We start from the raw sequence: 25,465 nt of genomic DNA, 5'->3' as shown, positions 1-25,465 counted from the left end.
GGAACCGTCACCAGTTGTCCTCCCTGCTGTGCCTTCTTTGTCAGAAACAGAACTACGGCTCGTGACAGGTCTCACCGTGCCGGGTGCCCCAGTCAGTCCGAAGTTGTCCCCAAAAAAAACGGGACGACACCTGGCCGGTGCGTCCCGCTTCATCTTCATTTCACGATGCGGTTCTAGGACTTTTGCTTCTTCGGGTGGCACTGCAGGCAGGTTGTCGGTCCTTTGTCTTCCAACTCGTGGCAGGCGATGCAAACCTTGTGAGCGGTGTCCTTGCCCCAGCGATCGATCTTGCCGATCTTGGTGTTGTGGCAGTGGTAGCACTCCTGGTTCAGGCTCTTCTGATGCTTCCAATGTTGGAAAGGAAGTTCCATATCACCCATCTTAAGCCGAATGACTTCCGGACCGGGATCTTTCGGAGTAGTGGCCACCGCAGCAGCAGATACGCCTGCGATTGACAGTAATCCCAGTGCCAGTACAAGTCGCTTCATCATTTGCATGCTCCCTTTCAGAATTTTTGCGTACGAATGTAACAGACTTATACTCTTTGTCCAGTGAAAAATGCTCCAGACCCTTGACACAGCAGGGGAAATTGAATAGCCCGCCTGCTTTAACCGCAGCGTGACAAGCTTAACTACCCCGGAAGTTCCTCAAGCTGAGCCATCCCCACCGCTCGTGCGCAATCCCTGCCGCTCCCCGGCCACCCGGCAAGGGGTATCGCCCCCTAAACGGCAGCGTCTCCCCCGGGTTCCCGAGTACCTTTTCTGTGGTCTCCCCGCCGCCAGCACCGGGTGACCACGGCGTCTCCGCAACTGCGCCAAAAACTCACAACTTACTGAAATTAAAGAAGCAATGGTACGGTGGGGGTCACTTTACAACGCAGGGAGGGGTGTTACAATCCGGTGGTGCCGCGAGAAGCGGCCTGCGACACCTGGAGCGGCGCCGAATGCGCCTGCTGCAGGCCTTCCTGAGGGACCGGAGCAAGCCGGTCGACGGGGGTGAACCATGAAAACGTCTGTTATCGTCGCAGTAATCCTGCTGGTGGTACTGCTGGGAGTCGGAGTCTACTATTTCCGGGACCTGAACGGTCCGACCCTGAGCCTGGTGCCGGACCGGGGACCCGTTTCCGCCCACCGCGATATTGCCCTGAGCCTTGGCGACCCGGGCTCGGGGTTGCGCAGCGTAACTATCGAGGCGCTGCAGGGCGACAAGAGTATTCCGGTGCTCACCAAGCAGTATCCAGCCGGGATCCACCAGGCGCGGGAGACCTTCCGGCTCCCCGCAGGGCTCAAGGAGGGGACCTTCCGGCTGCAGGTAAGCGCAACCGACCGCTCCCCCATGCGCTTCGGCGCCGGCAACCTCACCCGGCAGCTGCCGAGCTTCGACCTGCAGAACAAGCCCCCTTCCGTTGCGGTGCTCAGCGTCGCGCACAACATCACCCGTGGCGGTGCGGCGCTGGTGGTCTACACGGTGAACCGGGAGGTAGAGCGTTCCGGGGTCGTCTTTGCCAACCGGTTCTTCCCCGGCTACCGGCAGTCCCGCGACATCTACGCCTGCCTGTTCGCCTTCCCCTTCAACCTCCCCGCCGAGAGTTTCGTCCCCAAGGTCCTGGCGGTCGACCGCGCCGGCAACGAACGGCAGGCAGGGATCTACTTCCACCTGCTTCCCAAGGCGTTTCCGCACGACCGGATCGAGCTGAGCGACGCCTTCCTCGACAAGGTGGCGGCCGAGTTCAAGGACCGTTTTCCCCAGGCGCCGACACCGCTCGAGATATTTTTGAAGGCCAACCGCGAACTGCGCGAGCACGACCTGAAGATCCTCGCCGAGTGCGGCCGCACCACCTCGGCAGTTCCGCTCTGGGAGGGGGCCTTCCTGCGCCTGCCCAACTCGGCGCCGCGCGGCACCTTCGCCCAGCTGCGCAGCTACTACTACCATGGCAAGGAGGTCGACCAGCAAAACCACCTGGGAATCGACCTGGCCGCCCTGGCGCACACCCCGGTACCGGCAGCCAACACCGGCAAGGTAGTCTACGCCGACGACCTGGGAATCTACGGGCAGTGCGTCATCATCGACCACGGCCTGGGCCTGCAGACGCTCTACGGGCACCTGAGCCGGATCGCGGTGAAGGCAGGGGACCAGGTGAAGAAGGGGCAGGCCATCGGCAATACCGGCGACACCGGCCTGGCCGGCGGCGACCACCTGCACTTCGGCGTGGTCGTCTCCGGAGAACAGGTTAACCCCATCGAGTGGTGGGATCCTTCCTGGATCAAGAACAACGTCACCGGCAAGCTCGCCGAGGCAACCTCGCGCGCGGCAAGCCCCTGATGTCGGATATTTCCGTCAATCGCAGCCGATTGACATTCAGGGGGCAGCCAGTAAAGTCAGTCTTGGCATTAAGTCTTTCAAATAAAGCTATCCCGGGAGCACATGTGAGAACGACCCTCAGAGCCATCCTCCTCTTTTTCTGCCTCGCCTGCGGCGCGTCCTCCGGGTGGTGCCGCGAGCCCGACCCCGGCCTCAAGGCGATCGGCGTGCGCGGCGGGTTCAACGCCACCTCGCGAAACGAAGAATTTCACCAGTACGAAGCCTTTGCCACCTTCGGGCTCCCCTGGTCGCTGCGCGGCGATTCGGGATGGGGGGTGGCGATGCAGGCGAACGCCTCGGCGGGGACGCTATATGCCGCCGGCGAGTACGGTTTCATCGGCACCGCCGGCCCCGGGATCATCATCGACCGCCGGGGCAAGGGGTTGGGGCTGCAGCTGGGCGGTGACCTCTGCTTCCTGAGCAAGTACCGGTTCCGCAAGGTGGACTTCAACGGAAACCCGCTGTTTCTCGGGCACATCGGGCTCGTCTACCGGTTCGCCTCGGGACCTGGCATACTGTACCGCTTCCAGCACATGTCCAACGGCGGCCTGGGACGGCACGGCGACATCAACACGGGACTTGACCTGCACATGTTCGGCGTGAGTTGGAACTTCTAAGGAGTACGCGATGCACCAGCTTATTCTGCTGCGCCATGGGGAGAGCGTCTGGAACCAGGAAAACCTGTTCACCGGGTGGACCGACGTGGACCTGTCGGAGCGCGGCCGCGAAGAGAGCCGCCTGGCGGGGCTTGCCCTGAAAGAGCAGGGAATAGCGTTCGACGTCGCCTTCACCTCGGTACTGAAGCGGGCCATCCGCACGCTCTGGATACTGCTCGACGAGATGGACCGCATGTGGGTGCCGGTGCACCACGACTGGCGCCTGAACGAGAGGCACTACGGCGCGCTGCAGGGGCTCAACAAGGCACAGACCGCCGAGAAGTACGGCGTCGACCAGGTCAAGAAATGGCGGCGCAGTTACCAGGTTAAGCCTCCGGCACTCGAGCCGGGGGACCCGCGCCACCCGCAATTCGATCCGCGCTACCGGGAGCTCGAGCCATCCCTTCTGCCGGCGACCGAGTGCCTGAAGGACACCGTTGAGCGGGTGCTCCCCTGCTGGGAGTCCCAGGTGGCACCGCTGCTGCGCCAGGGGAAGCGGGTCCTCGTCGCGGCCCACGGCAACAGCCTGCGCGGCCTCATCAAGTACCTGGACGGCATCTCCGACGACGACATCGTCAACCTGGAGATTCCCACCGGCCAGCCGCTTATCTACGAGCTGGACCAGGAGCTGCGGCCACTCAGGCACCACTACCTGCGCTCCCAAAGCTGAAGGGGGCCGTTGATCCGATCAACAAAGCCCCCTCCCCTTCCTTCCCGGCCTTAGTCCGGCGCGCCTCACTCTTCCACCGGCAGCTCAGCCCGCCACTGGTAGCGCTCCAAAGAGATCCTTCCCAGTTCATCGAAACGAACCCCCTCGGCCTCCAGGCGCACCCGCTGCAGCGGATCGGGCACACCGTCCTCCGAGCGGCAGCTGATGCGTCCCTGGGCGTTCACCACCCGGTGCCAGGGAACCGGCAGTCCCCCCTTGAGCGCGGCGAGCGCATACCCCACCTGCCGCGCCTGGCCGGGCAGCCCCGCCAGGCGGGCGACCTGGCCGTAGGTCGCCACCTTCCCTTCCGGGATCAGTTGGACCACCCGGTAGATCTGCAGGTACTTGGCCGACACCCCCACGCTCGCCTCCGCTTACCTAGAGCATGAAATCGGTGGAGAGGAAGTGGGACTTCCGCTCCCGGACGATGTTGGTGATGATGTCCCGGTTCTCGTCGGTCTCCCGCGCCGCCACCACGATCCGGATCGAGAAAACCCGCAGGGCGTCGGCCACGGACTGGGTTCCCTCGGCGGAGTTCTTGCGACCGTTGAAGGGGAAGCTGTCCGGGCTGCGCTGGCACTGGCTGTTGATGTTGATGCGGCAGACCTGGTTCACCAGGGCGTCTACCAGCTGCGCCAAGGAGTCGCCGTCGCGCCCGAAGATGCTCGCCTGCTGGCCGTAGGGCGAAGCCACCACGTAGTCGATGGTCTCCTTGATGTCGTCGAAGGGGACCACGGGAAGCACCGGGCCGAACTGCTCCTCGTGGTAGACCCGCATCTCATTCGAAACCGGGTAGAGCAGCGCCGGGTAGAAGAACGAGCCGCTGCGGGTGCCGCCGCCGGGGTTCACCACTCGGGCTCCCTTACTCTCCGCGTCGCGCACCAGTTCGGCTAAGAATTCCGGTTTTTCCGGCTCGGGGAGCGCGGTCACCGTCACCCCCTCCTGCCAGGGTACCCCGCAGCTAAGCGAGCCGATTCCGGCAGCGAGCTTTTCCAGGAATTGATCCACGATGCTGCGGTGCACGAAGAGGATTTTCAAGGCCGTGCAGCGCTGGCCGTTGAAGGTGAGGCTTCCCGACAGGCATTCGCGCACCGCCAACTCCAGGTCGGCGTCGGGGAGCACGATGGCGGGGTTCTTGGCGTCGAGCCCCAGGACGCAGCGCAGCCGGTGCGGCCTGGGGTGCACGGCGCGCAGGGCGTCTGCCACCTTGTGGGTGCCGATGAAACCGAGGACATCCACCTGCCCCGAGGCCATCAGCGGGGGGAGCACCACCTCGCCGTCGCCGTACACGGTGTTCACCACCCCTGCCGGGAAGCAGGCGCGGAAGGCCTCGAGCAGCGGAGCAAAGAGGAGGATCCCGAAGCGCGGCGGTTTCATCACGATGGTGTTACCCATGACCAGGGCCGGGATCAGCGTGGTGAAGGTCTCGTAGAGCGGAAAGTTGTAGGGCCCCATGCAGAGCACCACCCCCAGGGGAGCCCGGCGAATCTGGCCGATGATACCCTGTTGGATCACGAAGCGCGAGGAGACCCGGTCCAGCTCCTTCAAGGCCTCCAGCGTCTCGCGCAGGTAGCTTAGGGCACGGTCGAACTCCCGTTCCGCTTCCTTGAGCGACTTGCCGATCTCCCACATGAGGAGCCTGACCACCTCGGTGCGTTTTTCGGTAACCGCCGCCGCAAAGCGGGCCACACAGCGGATCCGCTCACCGACCGACATGGTGGGCCACTCGCCGCGTCCGTTACTGTAGGCGCGGACCGCCACGTCAAGTGCCTCCCGGGCAGCGTCCACGGTCAAAAGAGGTGCCGCACCGACGACCTTGGCGGCAGGCTCGCCGTCACCCCGCAGCTGTACCGGGGAGAGGATCTCCTGGAGCGGACCGTTCCAGCGGCGCAGTTCGCCGTCGATGAGGTAGTAGTCCTGGGTGAGGGGGGTGGGGATGCGGAATGCTTCAGGAATCTCGGCTTCGGCCGGGAACAGTGCTGCAAGGCTCTCTTTCACAGGCGGGTCCCTTCATGAATGGTGTACGAATTTAGAGCTACTGCAAAACGGGGGGGAGGTCAAGCATTAATGGGAGAGTTGCCGGCGGCGTTGGGCACTGGCAGGAGAAGGAAAGGAGGGTGGGTAGGCGGGGCCTGGGGCACCTGATAAGGGGAATGACCTGCAGCAGGGCTTAAGCTTTAGGAGCGGGATCTGCCAGGAGCTTCAGGCGCAACTGCGCCAGCTCGGGGAGTTTCAGGATCTGCTCCGTGCTCAGCCCCTCCTCGAGAGCGTTCGAGATGGCACAGAACTCCGCGAAGGAGAGTTCGGGATCCTGTAAAAGTTCTTCAGCGCTGGGGACTCTCAAGGTACGCCTCCTGGTCCGGGCTGTAACAGCAGCGACTCAGTTTAGCATACTTTAACCTGGTGACGTGACAGCCGGGTCACCCCGAGGCGCCGATCTGGTGAAGAGTGCGAGATTAGCGGTGCCGCAGGAGAGTGCGTGCGGTGAAGGCACAGATGAAGGTGATGAAGTTGATCAGGACGATGGTCGCCCCGGTCGGCAGGTTCATGACAAACGAGACGGAGATGCCGACGACCACGGTGCATACCCCGATAACGGCGGAACTGACGATGGCGGTGCGGAATCCCTTGGAGAGTTGCAGCGCGCTGACCGCGGGGAGGATCAACAGAGCCGAGATGAGCATGATGCCGACCACCTTCATGGCGAGCACCACGGTGAGTGCCGTAAGCAGCACCAGGATGGCGTTGATGCGATCGGTATCGATCCCGGAGGTCTTGGCGAGTTCCTCGTCGAAGGTGCTGGCGAAGAGGTCGTTGTAGAAGACGGCCACGCCGGAGATGACGATGACGAAGAGCACGGCCGCGATGGCGAGTTCGCTCGAGCTTATCGAGAGGATGTTGCCGAACAGGTAGCTGAAGAGGTCGATGTTGAAACCGCCAGCCATGCTGGCCAGCATCACCCCGGTTGCGACCCCCAGCGCCGAGACGATGCCGATGGCGGCGTCGCCGTAGATACGCGCCCGCTGCGCCAGCTTCAGGATCCCGAACGACGAGGCAAGGACCAGCGGTATGATGGCGAGCGTCATGTAAAAGGAGTGCAGGCGAAACAGCAGTGCCAGCGCCACTGAGCCGAAGGTGACGTGGGAGAGCCCGTCGCCGATGAGCGACAGCCGGCGCAGCACCAGGAACACCCCGAGCACCGAGCAGAGGATGGCGATCAGCGACCCACCCACCAGGGCGCGCTGCATGAAGCCGAAACTGAGCATTTCCGATATGTTCATCAAGTCCTCTTAACTGCAGGGACTAGGGGTTAGGGACTGGGGGCTAACTGCAGGAGACTCGGGCCGGGGAATGGCCCTTGCCTTTAAAGCCTTCCCTCGTCCTAGTCCCTAGCCCCAAGTTCCTGATCCCTGCCTATCAGTCCCTAGTCCCCAGCCCCTGATCCCTGTCGTTAGTGCCTATGGCAGACCAGGTGCTGACCGTGTTCGCCGAAGAGACCGGTCATCTCCCGTGAGTTGCAGAAGTCGTCGAAGTCGCCGCAAAAAATCACGGTCTTGTCCAGGTAGAGCAGGTGCGTCGCGTACTTGCCGATGGTCGCAGTGTCGTGGGTCACCAGGAGCACCGTGGTCCCCCGCTCGCGGTTCATCTCGTAGATCAGCTTGTAGAAACTCTCCCTCGTTTCCGGGTCGAGGGCGGTAGTAGGCTCGTCCAGAACGAGGAGTTCCGGCTCGTTTACCAGGGCTCGAGCCAAAAGCACCCGCTGCCTGAGCCCCCCGGAGAGTTCGCCGATCATGCGCCCGCGGATATCCCCGATCCCCATCCAGTCCATGGTCCGTTCCACCGCCTCGGTGTCCTCCCGAGCGAAACGCCGCGGGAAGCTCTTCCCCGACAGCCGCCCCAGGCGGATCACCTCGTCGACCGTGGCCGGGAAATGGGGGTTGAAAAATTGAAGCCCCTGGGGGAGATAGCCGATGCGCCGCCACTCTTTGAACGACTCCCTCGGGGTCCCCAACAGCGAGATCTCTCCCGCCTGAGGCGCCACCAGGCCCAGGATCACCTTGACCAGGGTACTCTTGCCGGACCCGTTCGGGCCGCAGATCCCCAGGTAGTCACCGCGGTTCACGCTGAAGGTCACGTCGCGCAGCGCTTCGCTGCCGTGGTACCCGGCGCGCAGGTTGCGAATCGCCAATGCCGCACCGCTCATCGAGACACCTCGGCAAACCGGGCCGGATAAAGGCCGGAGCAGCGGGCGGACCGACCCGGAAAACAGGAAATCATGGGGTACCTCCCGCGGCAGCGGCACAGACGCCGCACAGACCGTTGAGCTGTAAAATGTGGGAGAGCACCTTGCCGCCGATGCTGCGGCTTACTTCCTGCTCCAGCGCCGACAGACCGCAGGCGGGAAGATCCTCGACCTTGCGGCAGGAAAGACAGACGAAGTGGTGGTGGTGCTCACGGTTGGGACAGAAGAAGTAGTAGAGCTGACGGTTGGGATGGATCACCTTGGTGATCACCCCGCTCGCCGCAAGCTCCTCGAGATTGCGGTAGACCGTCGGCAGGCCGAGCCGGTCGAACCGGTCGCGCAGCCGCTTCCAGAGCTCTTCCGGACTGGCGTAGCCGCTCTCGGCGTACAGCGCCTCAAGGATCGCCAGCCGCTTCGGCGTAGCCTTCATGCCGGCCTCTTTCAGTGCCCGGGCATGCCCCTGCTCCATGACCTCTCCTAAATAGAAATGATTTCGTTTTAGGATAGTCACCGGCCCCTCAAAGTCAAGCACAATTGTGTTGGCATCGCTCGTTGAGATGTGTTAAGGTGCCGCCGTTAACGGTTAAATGGCTTAGCAGATCAGGGGTTTAACGTAGGAAAGTCGGAATTTTCCACGACACGGCCCATGCCAATTGCGGTCATGACGCGTGGTTAGCATCTCCTGACTTTTTTGGTCCTGTTGGCGCCTGGCTTGCATGGTCCTGCACTTGCGATAGATTGCTATTTTGTCGAACTTCTTGATGGTGGACGTGACATGCAGAAAGAACCCAGTAACTATAGGGAATACTTCCACCCCGGACAGCGCGCCAGGGTGGAGCTCGCGGTCGAGGGAGACGGGGTCTTCAAAGACGGCGCGGTGGTGACTGCGGTCGACGACGATCGCATCGACCTGCGCCTGTCCCGCGACATCCTCCCCGAGGGAACCCTGCTGCACTACGAGGCTCCCCTTGTGGTGCGCGTCGGCGCAAGCGGCAACGGGTATCGCTGCCGTGGCATCATCCTCGACCACCTTCCGGGCGACGCCCTTCAGGTCCGTTTCACCAGCCAGGTCATGTCCGAAGACCTGCGCGAATATTTCCGTCTCAACACCGACATCCCCGTCACCCTGTTCAACGTCACCGCCGGCACCGCCGAAGAGAGCGGCACGGGCGGGCTCAGGATTGCCAGCGAAGGTAACCTGCCGCGCATCGTCAACATAAGCGGTGGCGGGCTGCGCACCGAAACCGAGATGGCGATGACGGTGGACGACATCATCTACGCCACCTTCCACCTGCCGCTTCCCGAACCCAAGGTGATTCCGGTCGTGACCCAGGTAGTACACAGCGACGTGGTAGCGCGCCAGGAAGGGAGCTGCGTGGGCGCCGGACTTCGCTTCATGCACATAAACGAGCGCGACCGCGACGCCATCGTACGCTTTGTCTGCAACGAAGAGATCAGGAGGATCCGCCAGCGCCGCAAGGAGTTTTTTTCGCTGCCGGACCAGTAGATCGGCCGCATATCAGCAACGAGAAAGGGCGAACCAAACGGTTCGCCCTTTCTTATTTCTACTCCCGCAGGGGACCAGTCTTGCCAGCCTCCCGGTGACGTTGCACTACGGCGCTCAGCCTATCAGTTGTTTCAACAGCTCAACCAACCGGTCATTTTCCTCGCCCCGGCGCACCGCCACCCGGAAAAAGCCGGCATCGAGCCCGACGAAATTGCCGCAATCCCGGATCAGCACACCCGCCTCGAGGAGCTTCACCCGAAGTTCAGCCGCAGTCATCCCGTTGTCCAACCGAAGCAGCAGGTAGTTCGCAGCAGAGGGGAACACGGTGAGGGGCGCGAGTACGCCCAACCGGGCAGCCAGGCGCTCACGTTCCCGGACCACGTACTCCCGGGTGCTTCGCACATAGTCGAGGTCCCGCAGCGAAGCGATCCCCGCCACCTGGGCGGCAGTATTCACGCTCCAGGGGTCCTGCAGGGGAGCGATGCGGGCAATAGTGACGGCCGCCCCCATAGCGTAGCCCAGACGCAGCCCGGGAATGGCAAAGAACTTGGTCATGGAGCGGAGCACCAGTGCCCCCTCGGCCGCCACCACCAGATCCTTCGCGGAATCCTCCTCGCAGAAATCGATGAAGGCTTCGTCCAACACCAGGAAGGTTCGACTCGCCTCGCACAAGGCCAGAACCCGGGCTAATTCTTTGCGGTGCAGTAATGTCCCGGAGGGATTGGCGGGGTTGCAGAGAAACAACAGGTCGAACCCTTCACCCAGCTTTTCCAGCAGGCTAGGCAAGGGCAGCTGGAAACCGTTCTCCGGCTTCAGGAAGAAGTAATCGATCTCCCAGCCGCAGCGCTCCAGCGCACTGGCATATTCGGCAAAGGCCGGGGCTACGATAAGGGCGCGTCGCCCGCCGAAGGCGCGCGGTACCAGGTGGATGAGCTCAGTGGAACCGTTGGCCACGCAGAGCTGATCCGAGGTCACCCCGTGGTAGGCGGCGAGCGCCTCCTTCAACTCGAAGCAGTTCTTGTCCGGGTAGTGCAGCAGGCGATCCAGGTTCTCGGCAAGCGCCCGCCCTACCCCCGGCGCCATCCCCAGCGGATTGATGCTGGCGGAGAAGTCGATGACGTTTTCCGGTGCTACGCCGAGCGTACGCGCGACCGCAAAAACGTTACCGCCATGTTCGTGACTGCTGGACATTGTGGCTCCAAAGTAAAGTCCTCTCCTAAAATTCCGGAGAGGCTCTTGTCCCCCCTACCTTGACGGGAGGGGGTTAAGGGGTGGGTGAAGCTGCCAGCTGCGGCGAAGTGGCATATCCCCCCTCACCCTGTCCCTCTCCCGCAAGGGGAGAGGGGACTTAGCGCAAGGCATCCTGGAGTAGGGGCAAATGATTACCTTCGCCACTACCATTCTTGGTCGAGATTCTGATCCCTCTCTTATCCGGCAAGCTTAGCGGCGTAGCGCACCCCCGACCAGGCAACCACCAGCAACAGCTCCGAGGTGTACATCAGCCGTACCACGCCGTGGTAGGCCTCCAGGGAGAGCGATTTGCTCGCATCACCGATGGTCGGTTTCTCGACGATCTTGCCAAAGTAGCGGTTCGCTCCGCCCAGTTGCACGCCGAGCGCACCGGCCGCGGCGGCCTCGGGGAAACCGCTGTTCGGCGACGAGTGGTTGCGGCCGTCGCGACGCATGATGCGCCAGGCATTTTTGCCGCTCAACCCACAAAGCGGAGCGGCGAGCACCATGAGCAGCCCGGTCAGCCGGGCCGGAAGGTAGTTGGCAAGATCGTCGAAGCGGGCCGAGGCCCAGCCGAACTCGAGGTAGCGCTCGTTCTTGTAACCGACCATCGAGTCGAGCGTGTTCACCGCCTTGTAGGCGAGGGCAAGCGCGGGACCACCAAGCACCAGGTAAAAAAGCGGCGCGACCACCCCGTCACCGGTATTCTCGGCAACGGTTTCCACCGCTCCCCGGACGATCTCAGGCTCCTCGAGATCCGCGGTCTCTCTCCCGACGATATAGGAAAGCGCGACTCGCGCCGCCGGCAGATCGCCACGTTCCAGGGCGTAGGCCACCTTGGCAGATTCCTGGTGCAGCGAGCGCGCTGCCAGAGAAACCCACCCCAGGTACATGCCGACCACAAGTGCTGCGCCCGGCGTAGTCAGGTAGGCAAGCACCAGCATCAACGAAGTAACTGAGTAGGTAACACCGACCGTGACGAGCAACAAGAGGCACCCGGCTGCACGCTCGCTGGCGACGTTGCGGCGCAGGCGCGGTTCCAGAAAGGAGATGAACCGCCCGATCGCGACGATGGGATGCGGCAGCGCCCGCGGGTCTCCGAGCACCAGGTCGAGCAGCACCGCTCCCAGCACTACGGTTATGTCGGTTGGCAAAGAAAGCGTAACGGCACCTCGCCAGGAAACTTCAGGTGAATACCTGTGAAGGGCTTTCGTAGGGGCGAATCACTGTTCGCCCGGCGCGCCGGCAGGCGCGTAACCTGCGTCGCCCCACCTGGTACTCTGTTTCGGCCTTCGGCCGCCTCTCCTTGCCGGAGAGGTTGGGCGAATAGGATTCGCCCCTACCAGGTCGAAAACAATCACTACTCCTACCGGGAACAGTCCACCCCGCAGATAGCCAGAATCCGCTCCAGGTCCAGATGCCGCTCCATGTGGTCGGCCAAACGATCGAAGGGATCCTGCTGCGCTGCAACCGTTGCCCGCTCGGGAAGCCCCTTCTTGCGCCGCAGCCGGTTCAGGTACGCGGTCCGGAAGTCGTGATTGTCGAAAATGCCGTGCAGGTAGGTCCCGAAGACCCGGCCGTCAGCCGACACGGCCCCATCGGTCACCTCCGCCGCGGCACCCGAGCGTGCATCCAGCCGCGCGAAAGGCCGCGCCCCAGCGCCCAGCGAGGTCTCTCCCATGTGGATCTCGTAGCCGCTGAGAGCCGGCGCACAACCGGGGACCAGTTCCCGGGCGGCAGGCAGCAGCTCGGCCTCGACCAGGTGCGTCTCCTTGACGCCCAGCATCACCGTTTCGACATCCAGGAGCTCCAGCCCAGCAACGCGCGTCAAGGTCCCCTCGACGTGGTCCGGATCGCGCACCAGGTTCCCGAGCATCTGGAACCCGCCGCAGATGCCGGCGATCGGACCGCGGAAGGCGCGGATCGCCTCGGCAAACCCCTTACAGTGCAGGAACTCCAGGTCGACCAGCGTCGACTTGGTTCCCGGAAGCACCAGCAGGTCCATGGAGAACACCTCGGAAGGATCCTCCAGGTAGAAGAGCGCCAGGTCCGGTTCCGCTTCCAGTGCCGCAAAATCGGTGTAGTTCGAAATGCGCGGCAGCTTGATAACGCCGACCTTCAGTTTTCCCTCGGCTGCCGCGCTGGAGGAGGGGTTTTCTCGCCGCTGCAGGGCGACGCTGTCCTCCTCGGCGATACCGAGTCCCTTGACCCAGGGGAGCACGCCGAGCACCGGAACGCCGGTCCGCTCCTCGACCTGGCGGATCCCCGGCGCCAGCAGGCTCGCGTCGCCGCGGAACTTGTTGATGATGACCCCTTTGACGAGAGCCTTCTCTTCCGGGGTGAGCAGTTCCAGGGTCCCCACGATCTGGGCGAACACGCCGCCGCGATCGATGTCGGCAATCAGAATGGCGGGTGCCTTGGCCATGGCGGCGACTTTCAGGTTGGCGATGTCGTGGGCCCGCAGGTTGATCTCGGCGATGCTTCCCGCGCCTTCCATGACGATGAACGAGAAGCGGGATTTGAGCCGTTCGAAGCTCTCGCGCACCTTTTCGAAGGCCTGCGGTTTGTAGGCGTTGTACTCCTTCACCACCATGTTGCCGACCGGTTTCCCCTGCACGACGACCTGGCTGCCGGTGTCCGAGTTCGGCTTCAAAAGGATCGGGTTCATATCGGTGTGCGGAGCGATGCCGCAGGCCTCGGCCTGCACCGCCTGGGCCCGACCGATCTCGCCCCCCTCCGGGGTGACCGCGGAATTGAGCGCCATGTTCTGCGACTTGAAGGGGGCGACCGAGATACCGCGGCGCTTGAGGATGCGGCAGAACCCCGCACTCAAGACCGACTTGCCGACGTCGGAGCCCGTGCCGCAGAACATCACGGCCCCCTCCCCCTCCCCCTCACCCCTACCCTCTCCCGCAAGAGGAGAGGGAGAGTTCGCGAGGGGCGAATGGGTGGGGGCTGGCTCCGCAGGTCCCTGTCCCCCTTCTTCAGCAGCGGCGGGCGTTCTGCGCCTGTTCCGGCTCCCTTCGGGCTCATAGCCGCGTGGCGTGACGATGCGACCGTCGGCGCTGATGCGGGTGGCGGCGTTGCCGATGATAACGATGGAGAACATGTCGATAGGATGGTTCAGCATCTCGCCGAGCGTGGTGACGATGCGGGACTCACCGGAGCGGCAGGCGTTGCGTACGATGCCGACGGGTACCTGCGGCCCGCGTGCCTCGATGAGGATGGCTGCAGCCTCCTCGATCTGGGTCACCCGCCCCTTGCTGCGCGGGTTGTAGAGCGCCACCACGAAGTCGGCTTCGGCGGCCGCGCGCAGGCGCTTGCGGATCAGGTCGAGCGGGGTCATCAGGTCCGAGAGGGAGATCACCGCAAAGTCGTGCATGAGCGGCGCGCCCAAGACCGAGGCCGCAGCCTGCACCGCAGAGACTCCCGGTACCACGACGATTTCCACGTCCCGGTAGGCGGTGGGGGGCGCGTCGAGCTTCGGCTCGGCGAGTTCCAGCGCAAGACCCGCCATCCCGTAGATGCCCGCATCGCCGCTGGAAACCAGGGCGACCTTTTTCCCCTCGGCTGCGATGGCAAGTGCCTGCTGACAGCGCTCGACCTCGCGCATCATCCCCGAGGAGACCACCTCTTTGCCAGCCAAAAGCGGCTCGATGAATTCCAGGTAGGTCTGGTAACCGACCACCACGTCGGCCTGCTCGATCGCCTGGTGCGCCTCGAAGGTCATATGGTTCAGGCCGCCGGGACCGATACCTACCACGAAAAGTTTCGACATCAAAAGACCTCGTTAGTTCCTAAACCCGGCCAGAGCCGGGGAGTTCGCATCATTGGGCATAATGTGCGACTGAATTGCAGCTGCCCGCCCCCTCACCCCCGCACCTCTCCCGAAGGGCGAGGGGAGCACGGCGGTACTCGGAAGCGGAAGGCCTAGTTCCAACCAGCAGCTTCCGTCTGCCTCAGTCAGCCTCTCTCTTTTTCTACACTCACGCCAGCTCTCCCTCGCCCCCCGGGAGAGGGTCGGGGTGAGGGATGTGCCACTTCGATGCTCCCGGCAGCGTGGCCCTGTTAACCTCCCACGCGCCGTCCGTTCGCAGCCCAGCCCCTCCTAGCCCACGCTCTGCGCGATGGCCAGGGTCACGTTACCGCTTTTCACCTTGTGCAGCAGGAGCCTGCCGCCGCCCGAGGCGATGAGGGCCGCCGGCTCGGCGACACCGCGCGCCCCGATGGCAGCCAGCGCATGTTCGGAAGCGGGACTGGGGGTGTCGACACCGTTTAACTGCTCGTTCTCGTAGAGCAAAAGCGGCAGCCCGGAGCTCCCCGCGAACTGCAGCAATCCAACCTCGTCGCTCTTGGCCTGCGCGCTGGCGAGACACCTTACACTGCGGAAGGAGAGTTCCAGGCGCTCCAGGTTCTCCCGCACCACCGACTCGATCTCCTTGGCTGCCGTGCCGCGGTTGCAGCCGATCCCCAGGCAGAGGTTCACCGGCCGCAGCACCAGCATGCACTCGAAATCGAGCTGCGGCGGGATGACCCGGTTGGTGACGATCACCTGCCCCTGCGCCCCGCTTCCCAGCACCTCGCTCAGGTCGTCGTAGAAGACGAGCTTCCCCTTTCCGGCGCAGTAGCGCTTGACGGCGGAGCCCTGATCCAGCACCGCGATCTCTTCCCCCTCCAAAAGCAGGGCGTTCAAACGCTTCACCCGGGAGAGATCCTCGATCAGCCAGCCGTGCTCCTTGGCCAGCATGTCGAAGGAGGGGAGCTGGTTCACGTCGGTGGCCGTGGTGATGACCGGGATGCCGCCGGTCAACTCGGCGCAACTCGTGGCGAGCGCGTTGGCGCCGCCGATGTGCCCGGAGAGGAGCGAGACCGCGAACTGCCCCGCATCGTCCAGCACCACCACCGCAGGGTCCCGGTCCTTCGAGGTCAAAAGCGGCGCGATGGTGCGTACCACGATCCCGGTTGCCATGATGAAGACAAACCCGCCGTAGTCCGGCCAGAGCCGGTCCACCAACGGCTGCACCCCGTTTGAGAAGGGATGTGCCTCGCCCTCGGCGTGTTTCTCGATGACGAAGAGCCTGCTCTTGGGGAGCTTCGCATGCAGCTCCGCGCCCAGCCGCGCCCCGTTTTTCGTTATGGCGATGATGGCTATCTGCATCCGTTCCGTCAGGTGACGATCCCCTCCCGGCAGCCGTGGCTGAAACCCTTGTCGTAGAGAAGCGACTTGGCGCGCATCCCCTCGCTGCGGGCGCGCAGCACGTCCCCCACCAGGATGAGTGCCTGCTTGCCGATGCCGGCCTCCTTGACCTTGCCGGCGATGTCGGCGAGCGTCCCCTCGACCATCTGCTCGTCCGGCCAGGAGGCCTTGGCCACCACCGCCACCGGGGTCGCCGGGGTGTAGGCACCCTGCAGCAGCTCAGCCACGACCTTTTCGATCATGGAAACGGAGAGGTAGATGACCAGGGTGGCGCCGATGCGGGCGATCTCGCTCAGCCGTTCGCGGTCCGGCACCGGCGTGCGGCCGGCAAGACGCGTGATGACCACGGTTTGGGAAACCTCCGGAAGGGTGAGCTCCTGCTTCAGCGTGGCCGCGGCCGCAAAGGCGCTGGTCACCCCTGGCACCACCTGGTAGCCGATCCCCAGCCGGTCCAGTTCCGCCATCTGTTCCTGGATCGCGCCGTAGATGCTGGGATCGCCGGTGTGCAGCCGTACCACCTTCCGATCGTCCACTGCGGCCTGGGCCAGGACCCGGGTGGTCTCCTCCAGGTTCATCCCGGCGGAATCGTGGACCTCGGCGTCGGGCGCATAGCTGCGCACCAGCTCGCGGTCCACCAGGCTCCCGGCGTAGACGATCACCTCCGCCTCCTTGAGCAGCCGGGCGCCCTTCACGGTAATGAGTTCGGCATCGCCGGGACCGGCGCCGACAAAGAAGACTTGAGTCACGTAAGGTTCCTTTTCATGGACTGGATATCCCTCCAGGTGTGGAGAGCCGATGGGTGCAGGGAGCCAGGGGGCGGTTAGAGGGCGCCCTTCTTGACGATCAGCATGGAGAGGTAGTCGAGCTTCTGCCCCACCAGGGCCTCAAGGTCGAAGTAGACCTCTTCCTCTTGGGACCCCACCCGCCGCACGAAAACCCCCTGCCGCTCGCGCCCCAGTTCCTTCAAGAGCGCGTAGACCCGGTCGAAGACCCGGCTCACCTTCATCAGGATCACGGTATCGAACTCCTCGAGGGTGCGCTTCAGCTCGGCATCCTCGTAGGCGGCCGGCAGTATGGCTATTTTCTCGGCGGCGAGCCCCAAGGGGACGCCGGAGACCGCCGAGGCAGCCAGGATGCTGGAGATCCCGGGTACTATCTCGATCCTGATTTCGGGGTACTTGGCGAGGAAAATCCGGTGGATGTAGAGATAGGTGGAATAGAGGAAGGGATCCCCGATGGTGATGAAGGCGACGTCCTTGCCCTGGGCGATGCGCTCCGCCACCTGGTCGGCGGCCTCTTCCCAGAACGGATCGAGCCCCTTTTGGTCCTTCACCATGGGAAAGAGCTGGACCAGGACCTCCTGGCGGCTGCGGTCCAGAAACGGCTCCACGATGGAGAGCGCGTAGCTCCCCGCCTCGGCGGCGCCGGTCGGCGCGCAGATCACGTCGACGCTTTTAAGGATGCGCTCCGCCTTGCGGGTCAGAAGTTCCGGATCGCCGGGCCCCACACCAACAGCATAGACTACCGCCACTACTCCTCCCCTTTCCAGGCGGCGATCACGTAAACCGGGTTGTGGGCCGCGAACATCTTGTACTCGGTGAGGGTGCGGGTCTTGGAGATGTTGACGCAGGTAACCTCGACGTTGTAGCCGTGGTCTTCCAGAAACTCCACCGACTTGGTGAGGGTATCCAGGGTGACCGCGTTGAGGACGATGAAGCCGTCCGGCTTCAGGCGCCGGTCCACCGCCTCGATGATCTCCTCGAGCATCCCGCCGGAGCCGCCGATGAAGACGCGGTCCGGATCGGGAAGGTCGTCGAGCCCCTCGGGGGCGAAGGCCTCGATGAGCAGCACGTTGCGGGCGGCGAACTTCTTCAGGTTGTCCCTCAAAAAGCCGACGTACTGGGGGTTCTTCTCCAGGGCGAAGATGCGCCCGTTGGGCATCAGGTTGCTCGCCTCGATGGAAACCGATCCGGACCCGGCACCGATGTCCCACATCACCAGGTCGTCCTGCAGTTGCAGTTTCCCCAGGGTGATGGCACGCACCTCTTCCTTGGTGATCAGCTTCTTCGCGGTGGCGAACTCGTCGTCCCGGATGCCGATCACCGGGTAGTTCTCCAGGTTCGGTTCCCAGGTCTTGATCAGGATGAGGATGTTCAAGGGCGACGAGCTGATCTCGGCCAGACCGCGCACGTCGGTCTTGGTGAACTTCTCGGTGGGGAGTCCCAGGTCCTCGCAGAGCCAGGCCTCGTACCCCTCGGCGCCGCGGTTGATGAGCTCGCGCGCGATGACCGCCGGGGTGTTGTTGGCGTCGGTGAGCACCGCGGTTTTCTCGGAGGCGATGATCCTGTCCAGTGCGGGTTTCAGGCCGCGGCCGTGCACCGAGACGAAGGTGGCATCGTCCCAGGGCTCCTTGATCCGGGCAAAGGCGTACTGCACGCTCGTCACGTTGGGGTAGATCTCGACGCGGTCCTTGGGGAGGTTACGCAACAGGAACCTGCCGACACCGAAGAAGTTCGGGTCGCCGGAGCCGAGCACCACGGTCCGCTTGTTGGTGGTCTTCAGGTACTCCAGCATGATGGAGAGGTCTTCCAGGAGCCGCTTCTCACCCTTGAAGTTGGGGAAGATGTCCAGAAGGCGCTTGTGGCCGATGAGCACCTCGGCCTGGTCGATCACCTCGAGGGCCTGTTTCCCGAAACCTTCCCATCCTTCGATTCCCGCACCAACCAGGTAGATCATCTGCTGTTCCATGGCCGCTCCCCTTCTCCTTCTTCAAACACCAGTCGTCAAAAAGCGAGGAAACCGGGGGGGCCCCCGGCCTCGTCAATGAATTCAATCGCTATAGAGGGTCTCGCCCTGGTAGCCGGCCAGGAAAACCCGGACCTGCAGCCCCGGTGCCGCGGTCTCGCAGGCCTCGTGCACCTTCCGGCAGACCAGCTCGATGAGTCCCCGGTGATACCCCGAGGCCTCCAGCAGGTGACGTGCCGTATTCGCCTGCCGCGCCAACGGTTCGAGCTGCGCCAGGGTCGGCTCTGCCTCGAGCCAGCCCGCCACGGCAGCGAGGTCGAGCTCCGAGGAGGAAACGTGGGTCTGCAGGTGTCCGCAGGCGATCTTCACCAGCTTGGCGAACTGCCCGGCAACCACCACCTGCTCCACCCCCTTGGCCGCGCAGCTCTTGATGGCGTAGCCGAAGTGGTCCCCCATCATCACGAAGGCCTCTTCGTGCACCTCGCTTTTGGCGACCAGCTCCCGCTGTACGGCCATTTCAGAACTGCGCCCGGTGGAGAGCACCACGGTCCGGTTTCCGCAGGCGAGCGCCACGTCGATCGAGGCGTCCACCGTATCGGTCCAGGCCTTGGTGGAGATCGGCTTTACCACACCGGTGGTCCCCAGGATGGAGAGCCCCCCCACGATCCCCAGCCGCTCGTTGAGGGTCTTCTTGGCCAACTCCTCACCGTTGGGGATGCTGATGGTGAAGGTGAGGGTCCAGGGTACGCAGCGTACCGCGAAGACCTCCTTCACCACCTCCATGATCATCCGGCGCGGCACGGGGTTGATGGCCCACTCGCCGACCGGGACCGCGAGCCCCGGCTTGGTGACCTTGCCGATCCCCACCCCCCCCTTGATGATCAGCCGACGCCTGGTGAAGTAGTCCACCCGGGCGGTCGCGTGGATCTCCGCGCCGTTGGTGATGTCCGGGTCGTCCCCGGCATCCTTCACCACGTAGCAGGTTGCGGTGTTGTCCTCGAGCTTGGCGCCCTTGAGCGTGAAGCGCGCGGTCTCGCCGCAGGGGAGCGTCAGCTCCACCTCGCTGACCAGCGCCTGGTCGCGCAGCATCTGCGCGGCCCCCTTCACTGCCGCGGCAGCGCAGGAACCCGTGGTGTAGCCGTATCTGAGCTTTTTACCGTTCATAGGTGTGGGTCCAGTGAGACGGGATTGAGCCAAAAAGTCTGCCGCAGACTACTGTTCAGCCTGGATCAAGAGCGCGTTCATCACCGCTGCGGCCACGTTGGAGCCGCCTTTGCGCCCGGTGTTGGTGATGAAGGGAAGCTCCGGGATTTCCCGGGCCAGTTCCTTCAGCGCTTCCTTGCTCTCGGCCGCACCGACGAAGCCGACCGGCAACCCGACGATGAGCCTGGGACGCAGGTTCTCCTCCCGGACCAGCCGGATCAGCTCGAAGAGCGCGGTAGGCGCGTTACCGATCAGGAAGATGCCGTTTCCGGACTCGCGGCCGGCCCGGCGCATCGCCAGGATCGAGCGGGTGATCTTGAGTTCCTTCGCCTCGCGTGCCACCTCGGCATCGGCCACGTAACAGGCGGCGCTGATCCCGAACGGCTTGAGGCGCAGCTTGCTGACCCCCGAGAGGATCATGGTGGTATCGCTCACCACGCCGCACCCTTTTTTAATGGCGGCCAGGGCGCTGTCGATGGCGTTGGGCGAAAAGCACATGGTCTGCGCCCACTCGAAATCGGCGCTGGTGTGGATGGCGCGGCGCACCACCGGCCACTCGCGCTCCGACCAGTGATGTGCCCCCAGCTCCGCCTCGATGATGCGGAAGGATTCCGCCTCGATCTCCTCGGGGCGCAGGTGCACCGACATCAGTGCCACCCCTCTTCGCTCAGGCTCTCGGCGACCCGCTCAACCACAATTTCGGCGAGCTTGTTGTGCACCCCCAGGTGCTTGCCGAGCACCATCTCGACGTCCGGATAGCGCTGGCGTGCCTGCTCCAGCTCCTCCGGGAGGTCCTCAAGGACGTGGGCACCCAGGTACAGGAAGTAGGGAACCAGGAGGATGCGCTGGGCACCCTGGGCCACGCAGGCGTCGACACCCTGCTGGATGTTGGGAAGGTGCTGCTCCCGGAAGGAAACCTCGACGATATCGAAAAGGGTAAGTTTCTTAACCCGCTGGGCGATCTCGCGCACCGCGTCGTTGGCCTCGGCGATCCGGCTGCCGTGCGCCATGAGTAGTATTGCCGTCTTCATCGTTTCTCCTGCGTGATAGTTCCAGTCTGAGGACATGGCCCCCTTACGGGCGTTGCTGCGATGCGTCATGATTCTTCCAACCTCTGTGGTACTCCTTGACCAGTTTTTCGACCGCGCGGCGCGACGGCGCCTTCCAGGGTCCCACCGCGACAAGGTTCAGGTTCTCCGGGTTGAAGAGCGCCCGCGAACTCTCCCTGATCTCGGCGGCCGTGATCCGACCCGCCTCAGTCCGGTCCTCCCCGATGGAGCGCACCAGGCTCATCAGTTCACCCCAGCCGTAGCGCACCTGCATCTCGTAGGTCGAGTCGGCGCTGTACTCCAGGTCGTAGAAATAGCCGGCCTTCACCCGCTCAAGCTCCACGTCGCCGATATCCTCAAAGGCCAGGCTCTTCACCTCCCTGAGCACCTCGGATACCGCCAGGAGGAGGTTCTCGGGTGCGGTGGCGAGCTCGATGGCGAAGGCACCGGTCTCCTCGTAGGCGGACAGCGAGGCGTCCACCGAGTAGACGATGCCGAGCCTTTCGCGCAAGGCCAGGTGCAGACGGGAGCTACCTCCGCCGCACAGGATGCGCCGGATCAGCCTGAGCCCCATGATGCGCGGGTCGCGCCGGGCAAAGCCGCGGAAGGCGATCTGCAGGTTCACCTGGCTGTCCGAGTCCTTGACGAACAGCGAACGTGGCGCGTCCTGCACCTCGGCCACCGGTACGGGCTCCTTCGCAGGGGCTCCGCTCCAGCCGGCGAAGTGCTCTTCGCAGGCGCCGAAGAAGCGCTCGCTGTCCAGTTTCCCCGCCGCCACGATAAGCGCGTTGCAGGGGACGTAGTTCTCGGCGAGGTAGGCGCGCAGGTCCGCCTCGGTAAAACCCTTGATGGTGTCGAGGTAGCCGATGGTCGGCATCCCGAGCGGGTGACCAGGCCAGAGCAGGCGGCTTGCCAGGTTACTGGGGTTGGTCTCCTCGCCGCGCTCGTTGATATCCTCCAGCGCCTCCTCGGTGATGATCCGCTTCTCGATCTCGATCCCTTCCAGGCTCGGGGTGAGCAGCATGGACGAGAAAAGGCGCACCCCTTCCGGGATCTGGTCCGGGTGGACGCGCGAGAAATAGCAGGTAGTCTCCTCGTCGGTCGCCGCGTTCACGCTGCCGCCGATTGCCTCGAACGCTATCTCCAGCTCCAGGTTGGAGGCGAACTCGCGCGAGCCGCGAAAGAGCATGTGCTCCAGGAAGTGGGAGATCCCGGCTTTTTCCGGCGGATCGTTACGGCCGCCGGCCTTGAGGTAGACGGCCAATTCGGCGCTGTGCAGGTGCGGCATGTCGACGGCCACCAGGCGCAGCCCGTTGGCCAGGGTCTTGGTACTGCACGAAAGCATAAAACTCCTAGAACCGGAAGGCCGCCACCGTGCAGGCGCCAGGCGCTGCGGGTACGGTCGGTCCGGAGGATCAAGTTAGCGAACCGTCTGAACGGTAAGCCAGGCGACGGCGGCGTAGCGGGCCAGTTTACCCGCAAAAACCAGGACCGAAAAGCGCAAAAAGCCTATTCGAAGCACCCCTCCCACCAGGCAGAGCGGATCACCGACCACCGGAAGCCAGGAAAGAAGCAGCGAATAGGACCCGAACTTCCCGTAGATCCTCTCGGCCCGCTGGGTGGCGCGCTCGTCCATGCGCAGCACCTTCACCCTGAGGAACTCGCCACCATACAGGCCGATGGCGTAGCTGGTCAAGGCACCCAGGTAATTGCCCACCGTGGCAACGGCGACCACCGGCACCGGATCGTACTTGGCGAGGAGCATGGCAATCAGGAGCCACTCCGAGCCCAAGGGGATCAGGGTCGAGGCGAGAAAACTCAAAAGAAACAATGAGCCGTAACCGTAGCTGGTAAGCCAGTCGTGCATTGCAGCCAAATTAGCGGAAACCATGTGGATTGTCAAACAACTTGGTGCACTGGAACTGCAGTTTTTTCCGGGTCGGCTCAAAGAGAAACCCTGCGTTTGTCACTGTCTCAGCACAAGAAATTGAGCACCACCCGAAACGGGAACGGTGCTCCCTGTGAGGGAGTCTCACCCAACCGGTACGGCTCAATGCAGAACCTGTAAACACTTTTCCCTTGACATAGACAAGGCAAACTGGCAGATACTAGCGCCATGATCAACACTGGCTACTTTACCTTTAGCAACTTTTACTTTTGGTACGGCTTTTATTTTAGGCCGTCGCCCCGGGTAGAGTTGTAATTTGAGGTAGCCGCAACCGAAAATTACGAACCGAAAGCCGGGGTGGGACAGGATCCTCCCCCCTTCTTTCCGGTTCTCAGAAGCCGAAATAGCAGAAACAGAAACAGGGCCGGGGGGCAATCCTTCCGGCCTTGTTGCTTTTGGGGACCACACGGAGGAGGGAGCATGATCGTCGTCATGAAGTCGGGAGCAGCACGGAAGGACCGGGACGAAGTAACCAAGAGGATCAAGGCACTGGGCTACACGCCCCACATCATTCACGGCACCACCCGCGACGTCATCGGGGCGGTCGGAGACGAGCGCGGCAAGAGCGTTTTACAGGCCCTGGAGTCGATGCCGGGCGTGGAGAGCGTGGTCCCCATCCTGCAGCCCTACAAGCTCGCGTCCAAGGAAGTGAAGAAAGAGGCGAGCGTGGTGCGCATTTCGGAGAACCTCGCCATCGGGGGGAGCGAACTCGTGGTGATGGCCGGCCCCTGTTCCGTGGAGAACGAGACCCAGATCATCGAGAGCGCGCTCGCCGTCAAGGCGGCCGGCGCCCAGATGCTGAGGGGCGGCGCCTTCAAGCCGCGCACCTCCCCCTACTCCTTCCAGGGTCTCGAGGAGGAAGGACTGAAGCTCCTCGCCAAGGCGCGCGAACTTACCGGGCTCCCCTTCGTGACCGAGGTGATCGATCCCGAGTCCGTGGACCTCGTCGCCTCCTACGCCGACATGCTGCAGATCGGTGCCCGCAACTCGCAGAACTTCGCCCTGCTTAAGAAGGTCGGCCAGATCAACAAGCCGATCCTTTTGAAGCGCGGCATGTCGATGACCATCCAGGAGTTCCTGATGAGCGCCGAGTACATCATGAGCGAGGGGAACCAGTCCGTCATCCTGTGCGAACGCGGCATCCGCACCTTCGAGACCGCGACCCGCAACACCCTCGATCTCTCGGCGATTCCCGTCCTGAAGGCGAAGACCCACCTTCCGATTGTCATCGACCCTTCGCACGGGACCGGCAACTACCACTACATCGCGCCCATGTCCTACGCTGCGGTGGCCGCCGGTGCCGACGGCCTGATCATCGAGGTGCACCCGGACCCGGAGAGGGCCTCTTCCGACGGGCCGCAGTCCTTAAAGCCCAAGAAGTTCGCCGCCCTCATGGACAAGCTGAAACTGTTCGCGGCAGCCGCGGACAAGACCCTGTAGCCTAGGAACACCGGGAAAAGATCGAAACTGAGACGAGGGTATCGCAACCAACCGTCAAAAACCGGCGCCCACCCCCCCTCGCCCTCCGAGAGAGGGGCGGGGTGAGGGCGCCGGCAGTTCCGCAACGCTTCACCGTGAGGATTCGCAGCCTCACTCCGTGGCATCCCCCTCACCCGGCCTGCGGCCACCCTCTCCCGGAGGGCGAAAGGGTAATGCCAACGTAACTTGTTCCCACGCTCCGGCGTCCCCGGTTTTAGAGCCGCCGGCAGTTCGCCCGCTCCTCCTTTTGCGGTATCATTGGTGCGATCCAACTCCGCAGGAGGTGCCCCATGACCAGAACGTTTCTCCTCATGTTTCTCTTCCTCTCGGTGATCGCCCTCCCCGCCGAGGCGCGTCGCAAGGGCGAGCCGCGCCCCCCGACCTCGGACGAACAGGCCGTGCTGCAGGACCTGGAAAAGATCCTCGACCTGTGGCGCGACGGCCGCTTCGCCGAACTCTACGACCGCACCTCCGGCGGCAGGGACGGCAAAGAGCGCTTCGCCAGGAAGCTTGCCGCCGCTCCGCGCAAGCCCGCCTGCTGCTGGGAGAAGATGCAGGAGGCCCGCGTCTCCTTCAACGGTGACCGTGCGGCGACGGTGCATGCGAAACTCGGCTTCGAGGGGAGCGTTCCCGGCACCGAGTACGTCACCAAGGGGGTCAAACTGAAGCGCGAAGACAGCGTCTGGGTAATCTCCCAATCCGACCTCTTCTCATTGGCCGACCTCTCCAAGAAGCGCACCCGCTACAAGTACCTGCCGATCCAGCCCAAATAGCAGGGGGCCGGCTCCGCCAGGTGCCTGTCTCTTTCTGACGTCCTGTTACCTGAACGCCCTGTTGGCGGGAGCATCTCCCCCCTCCCTTGACGGTAGGGGGTTAGGGGGTGGGTGAAGCTGCCAGCTGTGCTAAAGTGCCACCTTCCCCCTCCCCCTGTCCCTCTCCCGCAAGGGGAGAGGGGACCCCGTCGGAAGAATGTCGTAGCTTCCTCGGAACACTCTTTTGAAGGTCATTCGAGGGAAATGCGTCTAACGGTTTCCGTATCAGTGGAACCCGTAGCAATCATCTACGAAGCACAGTCCTTGCCCCCGCGTCCCTCCTTTGCAAAAGGAGGGACAGGGAGGATTCGCCTTTGTGCAGTGGA

Annotated in this window: 25 protein-coding genes; 6 read left to right on the top strand and 19 right to left on the bottom strand. The window is 63.5% G+C overall.

Features of this window, described 5'->3' with window-relative positions; translation table 11 throughout:
* Window positions 1-173: 173 nt before the first annotated feature.
* Window positions 174-371 (bottom strand): cytochrome c3 family protein, encoded by a 198-nt coding sequence (locus tag H7688_RS11670; RefSeq protein ID WP_183361292.1) that lies wholly within the window; start codon window positions 369-371, stop codon window positions 174-176.
* 631 nt (window positions 372-1,002) lie between these two features.
* On the opposite strand from H7688_RS11670, the gene H7688_RS11665 reads away from it, so the two are divergent.
* From H7688_RS11665 to gpmA, 3 genes are all read left to right on the top strand, one after another.
* Complete coding sequence (locus tag H7688_RS11665; RefSeq protein ID WP_183361291.1) at window positions 1,003-2,322, top strand: M23 family metallopeptidase; 1,320 nt, start codon at window positions 1,003-1,005, stop codon at window positions 2,320-2,322.
* A gap of 104 nt (window positions 2,323-2,426) precedes the next feature.
* On the top strand, window positions 2,427-2,978 hold the full coding sequence (locus H7688_RS11660; RefSeq protein WP_183361290.1) for an acyloxyacyl hydrolase: 552 nt from the start codon (window positions 2,427-2,429) through the stop codon (window positions 2,976-2,978).
* Window positions 2,979-2,988: 10 nt separating this feature from the next.
* Complete coding sequence (gpmA, locus tag H7688_RS11655) at window positions 2,989-3,687, top strand: 2,3-diphosphoglycerate-dependent phosphoglycerate mutase (protein ID WP_183361289.1); 699 nt, start codon at window positions 2,989-2,991, stop codon at window positions 3,685-3,687.
* 65 nt (window positions 3,688-3,752) lie between these two features.
* On the opposite strand, the gene H7688_RS11650 is transcribed toward gpmA, so the two are convergent.
* The 6 genes from H7688_RS11650 to H7688_RS11625 all read right to left on the bottom strand — a co-directional run bounded on the left by H7688_RS11650 (window position 3,753) and on the right by H7688_RS11625 (window position 8,438).
* Window positions 3,753-4,088 carry an MGMT family protein gene (locus tag H7688_RS11650; RefSeq protein ID WP_183361288.1) on the bottom strand — a complete coding sequence of 112 codons (336 nt, stop codon included), beginning with the start codon at window positions 4,086-4,088 and terminating at the stop codon, window positions 3,753-3,755.
* A gap of 16 nt (window positions 4,089-4,104) precedes the next feature.
* Window positions 4,105-5,724 (bottom strand): NADP-dependent glyceraldehyde-3-phosphate dehydrogenase, encoded by a 1,620-nt coding sequence (locus H7688_RS11645; protein ID WP_183361287.1) that lies wholly within the window; start codon window positions 5,722-5,724, stop codon window positions 4,105-4,107.
* Window positions 5,725-5,896: 172 nt separating this feature from the next.
* Complete coding sequence (locus tag H7688_RS11640) at window positions 5,897-6,070, bottom strand: hypothetical protein (RefSeq protein ID WP_183361286.1); 174 nt, start codon at window positions 6,068-6,070, stop codon at window positions 5,897-5,899.
* Window positions 6,071-6,182: 112 nt separating this feature from the next.
* A complete protein-coding gene (locus H7688_RS11635) occupies window positions 6,183-7,007 on the bottom strand; it encodes a metal ABC transporter permease (RefSeq protein ID WP_183361285.1) in 825 nt (274 codons plus the stop codon).
* 170 nt (window positions 7,008-7,177) lie between these two features.
* Window positions 7,178-7,930, bottom strand: coding sequence for a metal ABC transporter ATP-binding protein (locus H7688_RS11630; RefSeq protein ID WP_183361284.1), 753 nt, complete (start codon window positions 7,928-7,930; stop codon window positions 7,178-7,180).
* Window positions 7,931-8,000: 70 nt separating this feature from the next.
* Window positions 8,001-8,438 carry a Fur family transcriptional regulator gene (locus H7688_RS11625; protein ID WP_183361283.1) on the bottom strand — a complete coding sequence of 146 codons (438 nt, stop codon included), beginning with the start codon at window positions 8,436-8,438 and terminating at the stop codon, window positions 8,001-8,003.
* A gap of 306 nt (window positions 8,439-8,744) precedes the next feature.
* On the opposite strand from H7688_RS11625, the gene H7688_RS11620 reads away from it, so the two are divergent.
* On the top strand, window positions 8,745-9,476 hold the full coding sequence (locus H7688_RS11620) for a PilZ-like domain-containing protein (RefSeq protein WP_183361282.1): 732 nt from the start codon (window positions 8,745-8,747) through the stop codon (window positions 9,474-9,476).
* A gap of 114 nt (window positions 9,477-9,590) precedes the next feature.
* Here the strand turns inward: H7688_RS11620 and cobD are convergent, their stop codons facing one another.
* The 12 genes from cobD to H7688_RS11560 all read right to left on the bottom strand — a co-directional run bounded on the left by cobD (window position 9,591) and on the right by H7688_RS11560 (window position 22,767).
* Window positions 9,591-10,667: a threonine-phosphate decarboxylase CobD gene (gene cobD / locus H7688_RS11615; protein WP_183361281.1), complete on the bottom strand. Its 1,077-nt coding sequence runs from the start codon at window positions 10,665-10,667 to the stop codon at window positions 9,591-9,593.
* Window positions 10,668-10,903: 236 nt separating this feature from the next.
* Complete coding sequence (gene cbiB, locus H7688_RS11610) at window positions 10,904-11,860, bottom strand: adenosylcobinamide-phosphate synthase CbiB (protein WP_183361280.1); 957 nt, start codon at window positions 11,858-11,860, stop codon at window positions 10,904-10,906.
* A 212-nt stretch (window positions 11,861-12,072) separates the two neighbouring features.
* Window positions 12,073-14,484 (bottom strand): cobyric acid synthase, encoded by a 2,412-nt coding sequence (locus H7688_RS11605; protein WP_183361279.1) that lies wholly within the window; start codon window positions 14,482-14,484, stop codon window positions 12,073-12,075.
* A 330-nt stretch (window positions 14,485-14,814) separates the two neighbouring features.
* On the bottom strand, window positions 14,815-15,864 hold the full coding sequence (locus H7688_RS11600; protein ID WP_183361278.1) for a cobalt-precorrin 5A hydrolase: 1,050 nt from the start codon (window positions 15,862-15,864) through the stop codon (window positions 14,815-14,817).
* 8 nt (window positions 15,865-15,872) lie between these two features.
* Entirely contained in the window at window positions 15,873-16,649 is a 777-nt protein-coding gene (cobM, locus tag H7688_RS11595) for a precorrin-4 C(11)-methyltransferase (protein ID WP_183361277.1), read from the bottom strand.
* 74 nt (window positions 16,650-16,723) lie between these two features.
* Window positions 16,724-17,434, bottom strand: a complete 711-nt coding sequence (cobI, locus tag H7688_RS11590; RefSeq protein WP_183361276.1) for a precorrin-2 C(20)-methyltransferase — start codon at window positions 17,432-17,434, stop codon at window positions 16,724-16,726.
* On the bottom strand, window positions 17,434-18,651 hold the full coding sequence (gene cbiE, locus H7688_RS11585; RefSeq protein ID WP_183361275.1) for a precorrin-6y C5,15-methyltransferase (decarboxylating) subunit CbiE: 1,218 nt from the start codon (window positions 18,649-18,651) through the stop codon (window positions 17,434-17,436). Before cbiE ends, cobI begins: the two co-directional genes overlap by 1 nt.
* A gap of 81 nt (window positions 18,652-18,732) precedes the next feature.
* Entirely contained in the window at window positions 18,733-19,812 is a 1,080-nt protein-coding gene (locus H7688_RS11580; RefSeq protein WP_183361274.1) for a cobalt-precorrin-5B (C(1))-methyltransferase, read from the bottom strand.
* 48 nt (window positions 19,813-19,860) lie between these two features.
* The gene (locus H7688_RS11575; RefSeq protein WP_183361273.1) at window positions 19,861-20,499 is read right to left on the bottom strand and encodes a precorrin-8X methylmutase; all 639 of its coding nucleotides are present in this window, start codon (window positions 20,497-20,499) and stop codon (window positions 19,861-19,863) included.
* Window positions 20,499-20,882, bottom strand: coding sequence for a sirohydrochlorin chelatase (locus H7688_RS11570; RefSeq protein ID WP_183361272.1), 384 nt, complete (start codon window positions 20,880-20,882; stop codon window positions 20,499-20,501). Before H7688_RS11570 ends, H7688_RS11575 begins: the two co-directional genes overlap by 1 nt.
* 43 nt (window positions 20,883-20,925) lie before the next feature.
* A complete protein-coding gene (locus H7688_RS11565; RefSeq protein ID WP_183361271.1) occupies window positions 20,926-22,245 on the bottom strand; it encodes a M16 family metallopeptidase in 1,320 nt (439 codons plus the stop codon).
* A 75-nt stretch (window positions 22,246-22,320) separates the two neighbouring features.
* Complete coding sequence (locus H7688_RS11560) at window positions 22,321-22,767, bottom strand: YqaA family protein (protein WP_183361270.1); 447 nt, start codon at window positions 22,765-22,767, stop codon at window positions 22,321-22,323.
* A 501-nt stretch (window positions 22,768-23,268) separates the two neighbouring features.
* On the opposite strand from H7688_RS11560, the gene aroF reads away from it, so the two are divergent.
* A complete protein-coding gene (gene aroF, locus H7688_RS11555) occupies window positions 23,269-24,288 on the top strand; it encodes a 3-deoxy-7-phosphoheptulonate synthase (protein WP_183361269.1) in 1,020 nt (339 codons plus the stop codon).
* A 329-nt stretch (window positions 24,289-24,617) separates the two neighbouring features.
* Window positions 24,618-25,100 (top strand): hypothetical protein, encoded by a 483-nt coding sequence (locus H7688_RS11550; RefSeq protein WP_183361268.1) that lies wholly within the window; start codon window positions 24,618-24,620, stop codon window positions 25,098-25,100.
* The last annotated feature ends 365 nt before the right edge of the window (window positions 25,101-25,465 follow it).

The organism is Geomonas limicola (assembly GCF_014193675.1).
GTDB lineage: Bacteria > Desulfobacterota > Desulfuromonadia > Geobacterales > Geobacteraceae > Geomonas > Geomonas limicola.
This window is presented reverse-complemented; position numbering and strand designations above follow the sequence as displayed.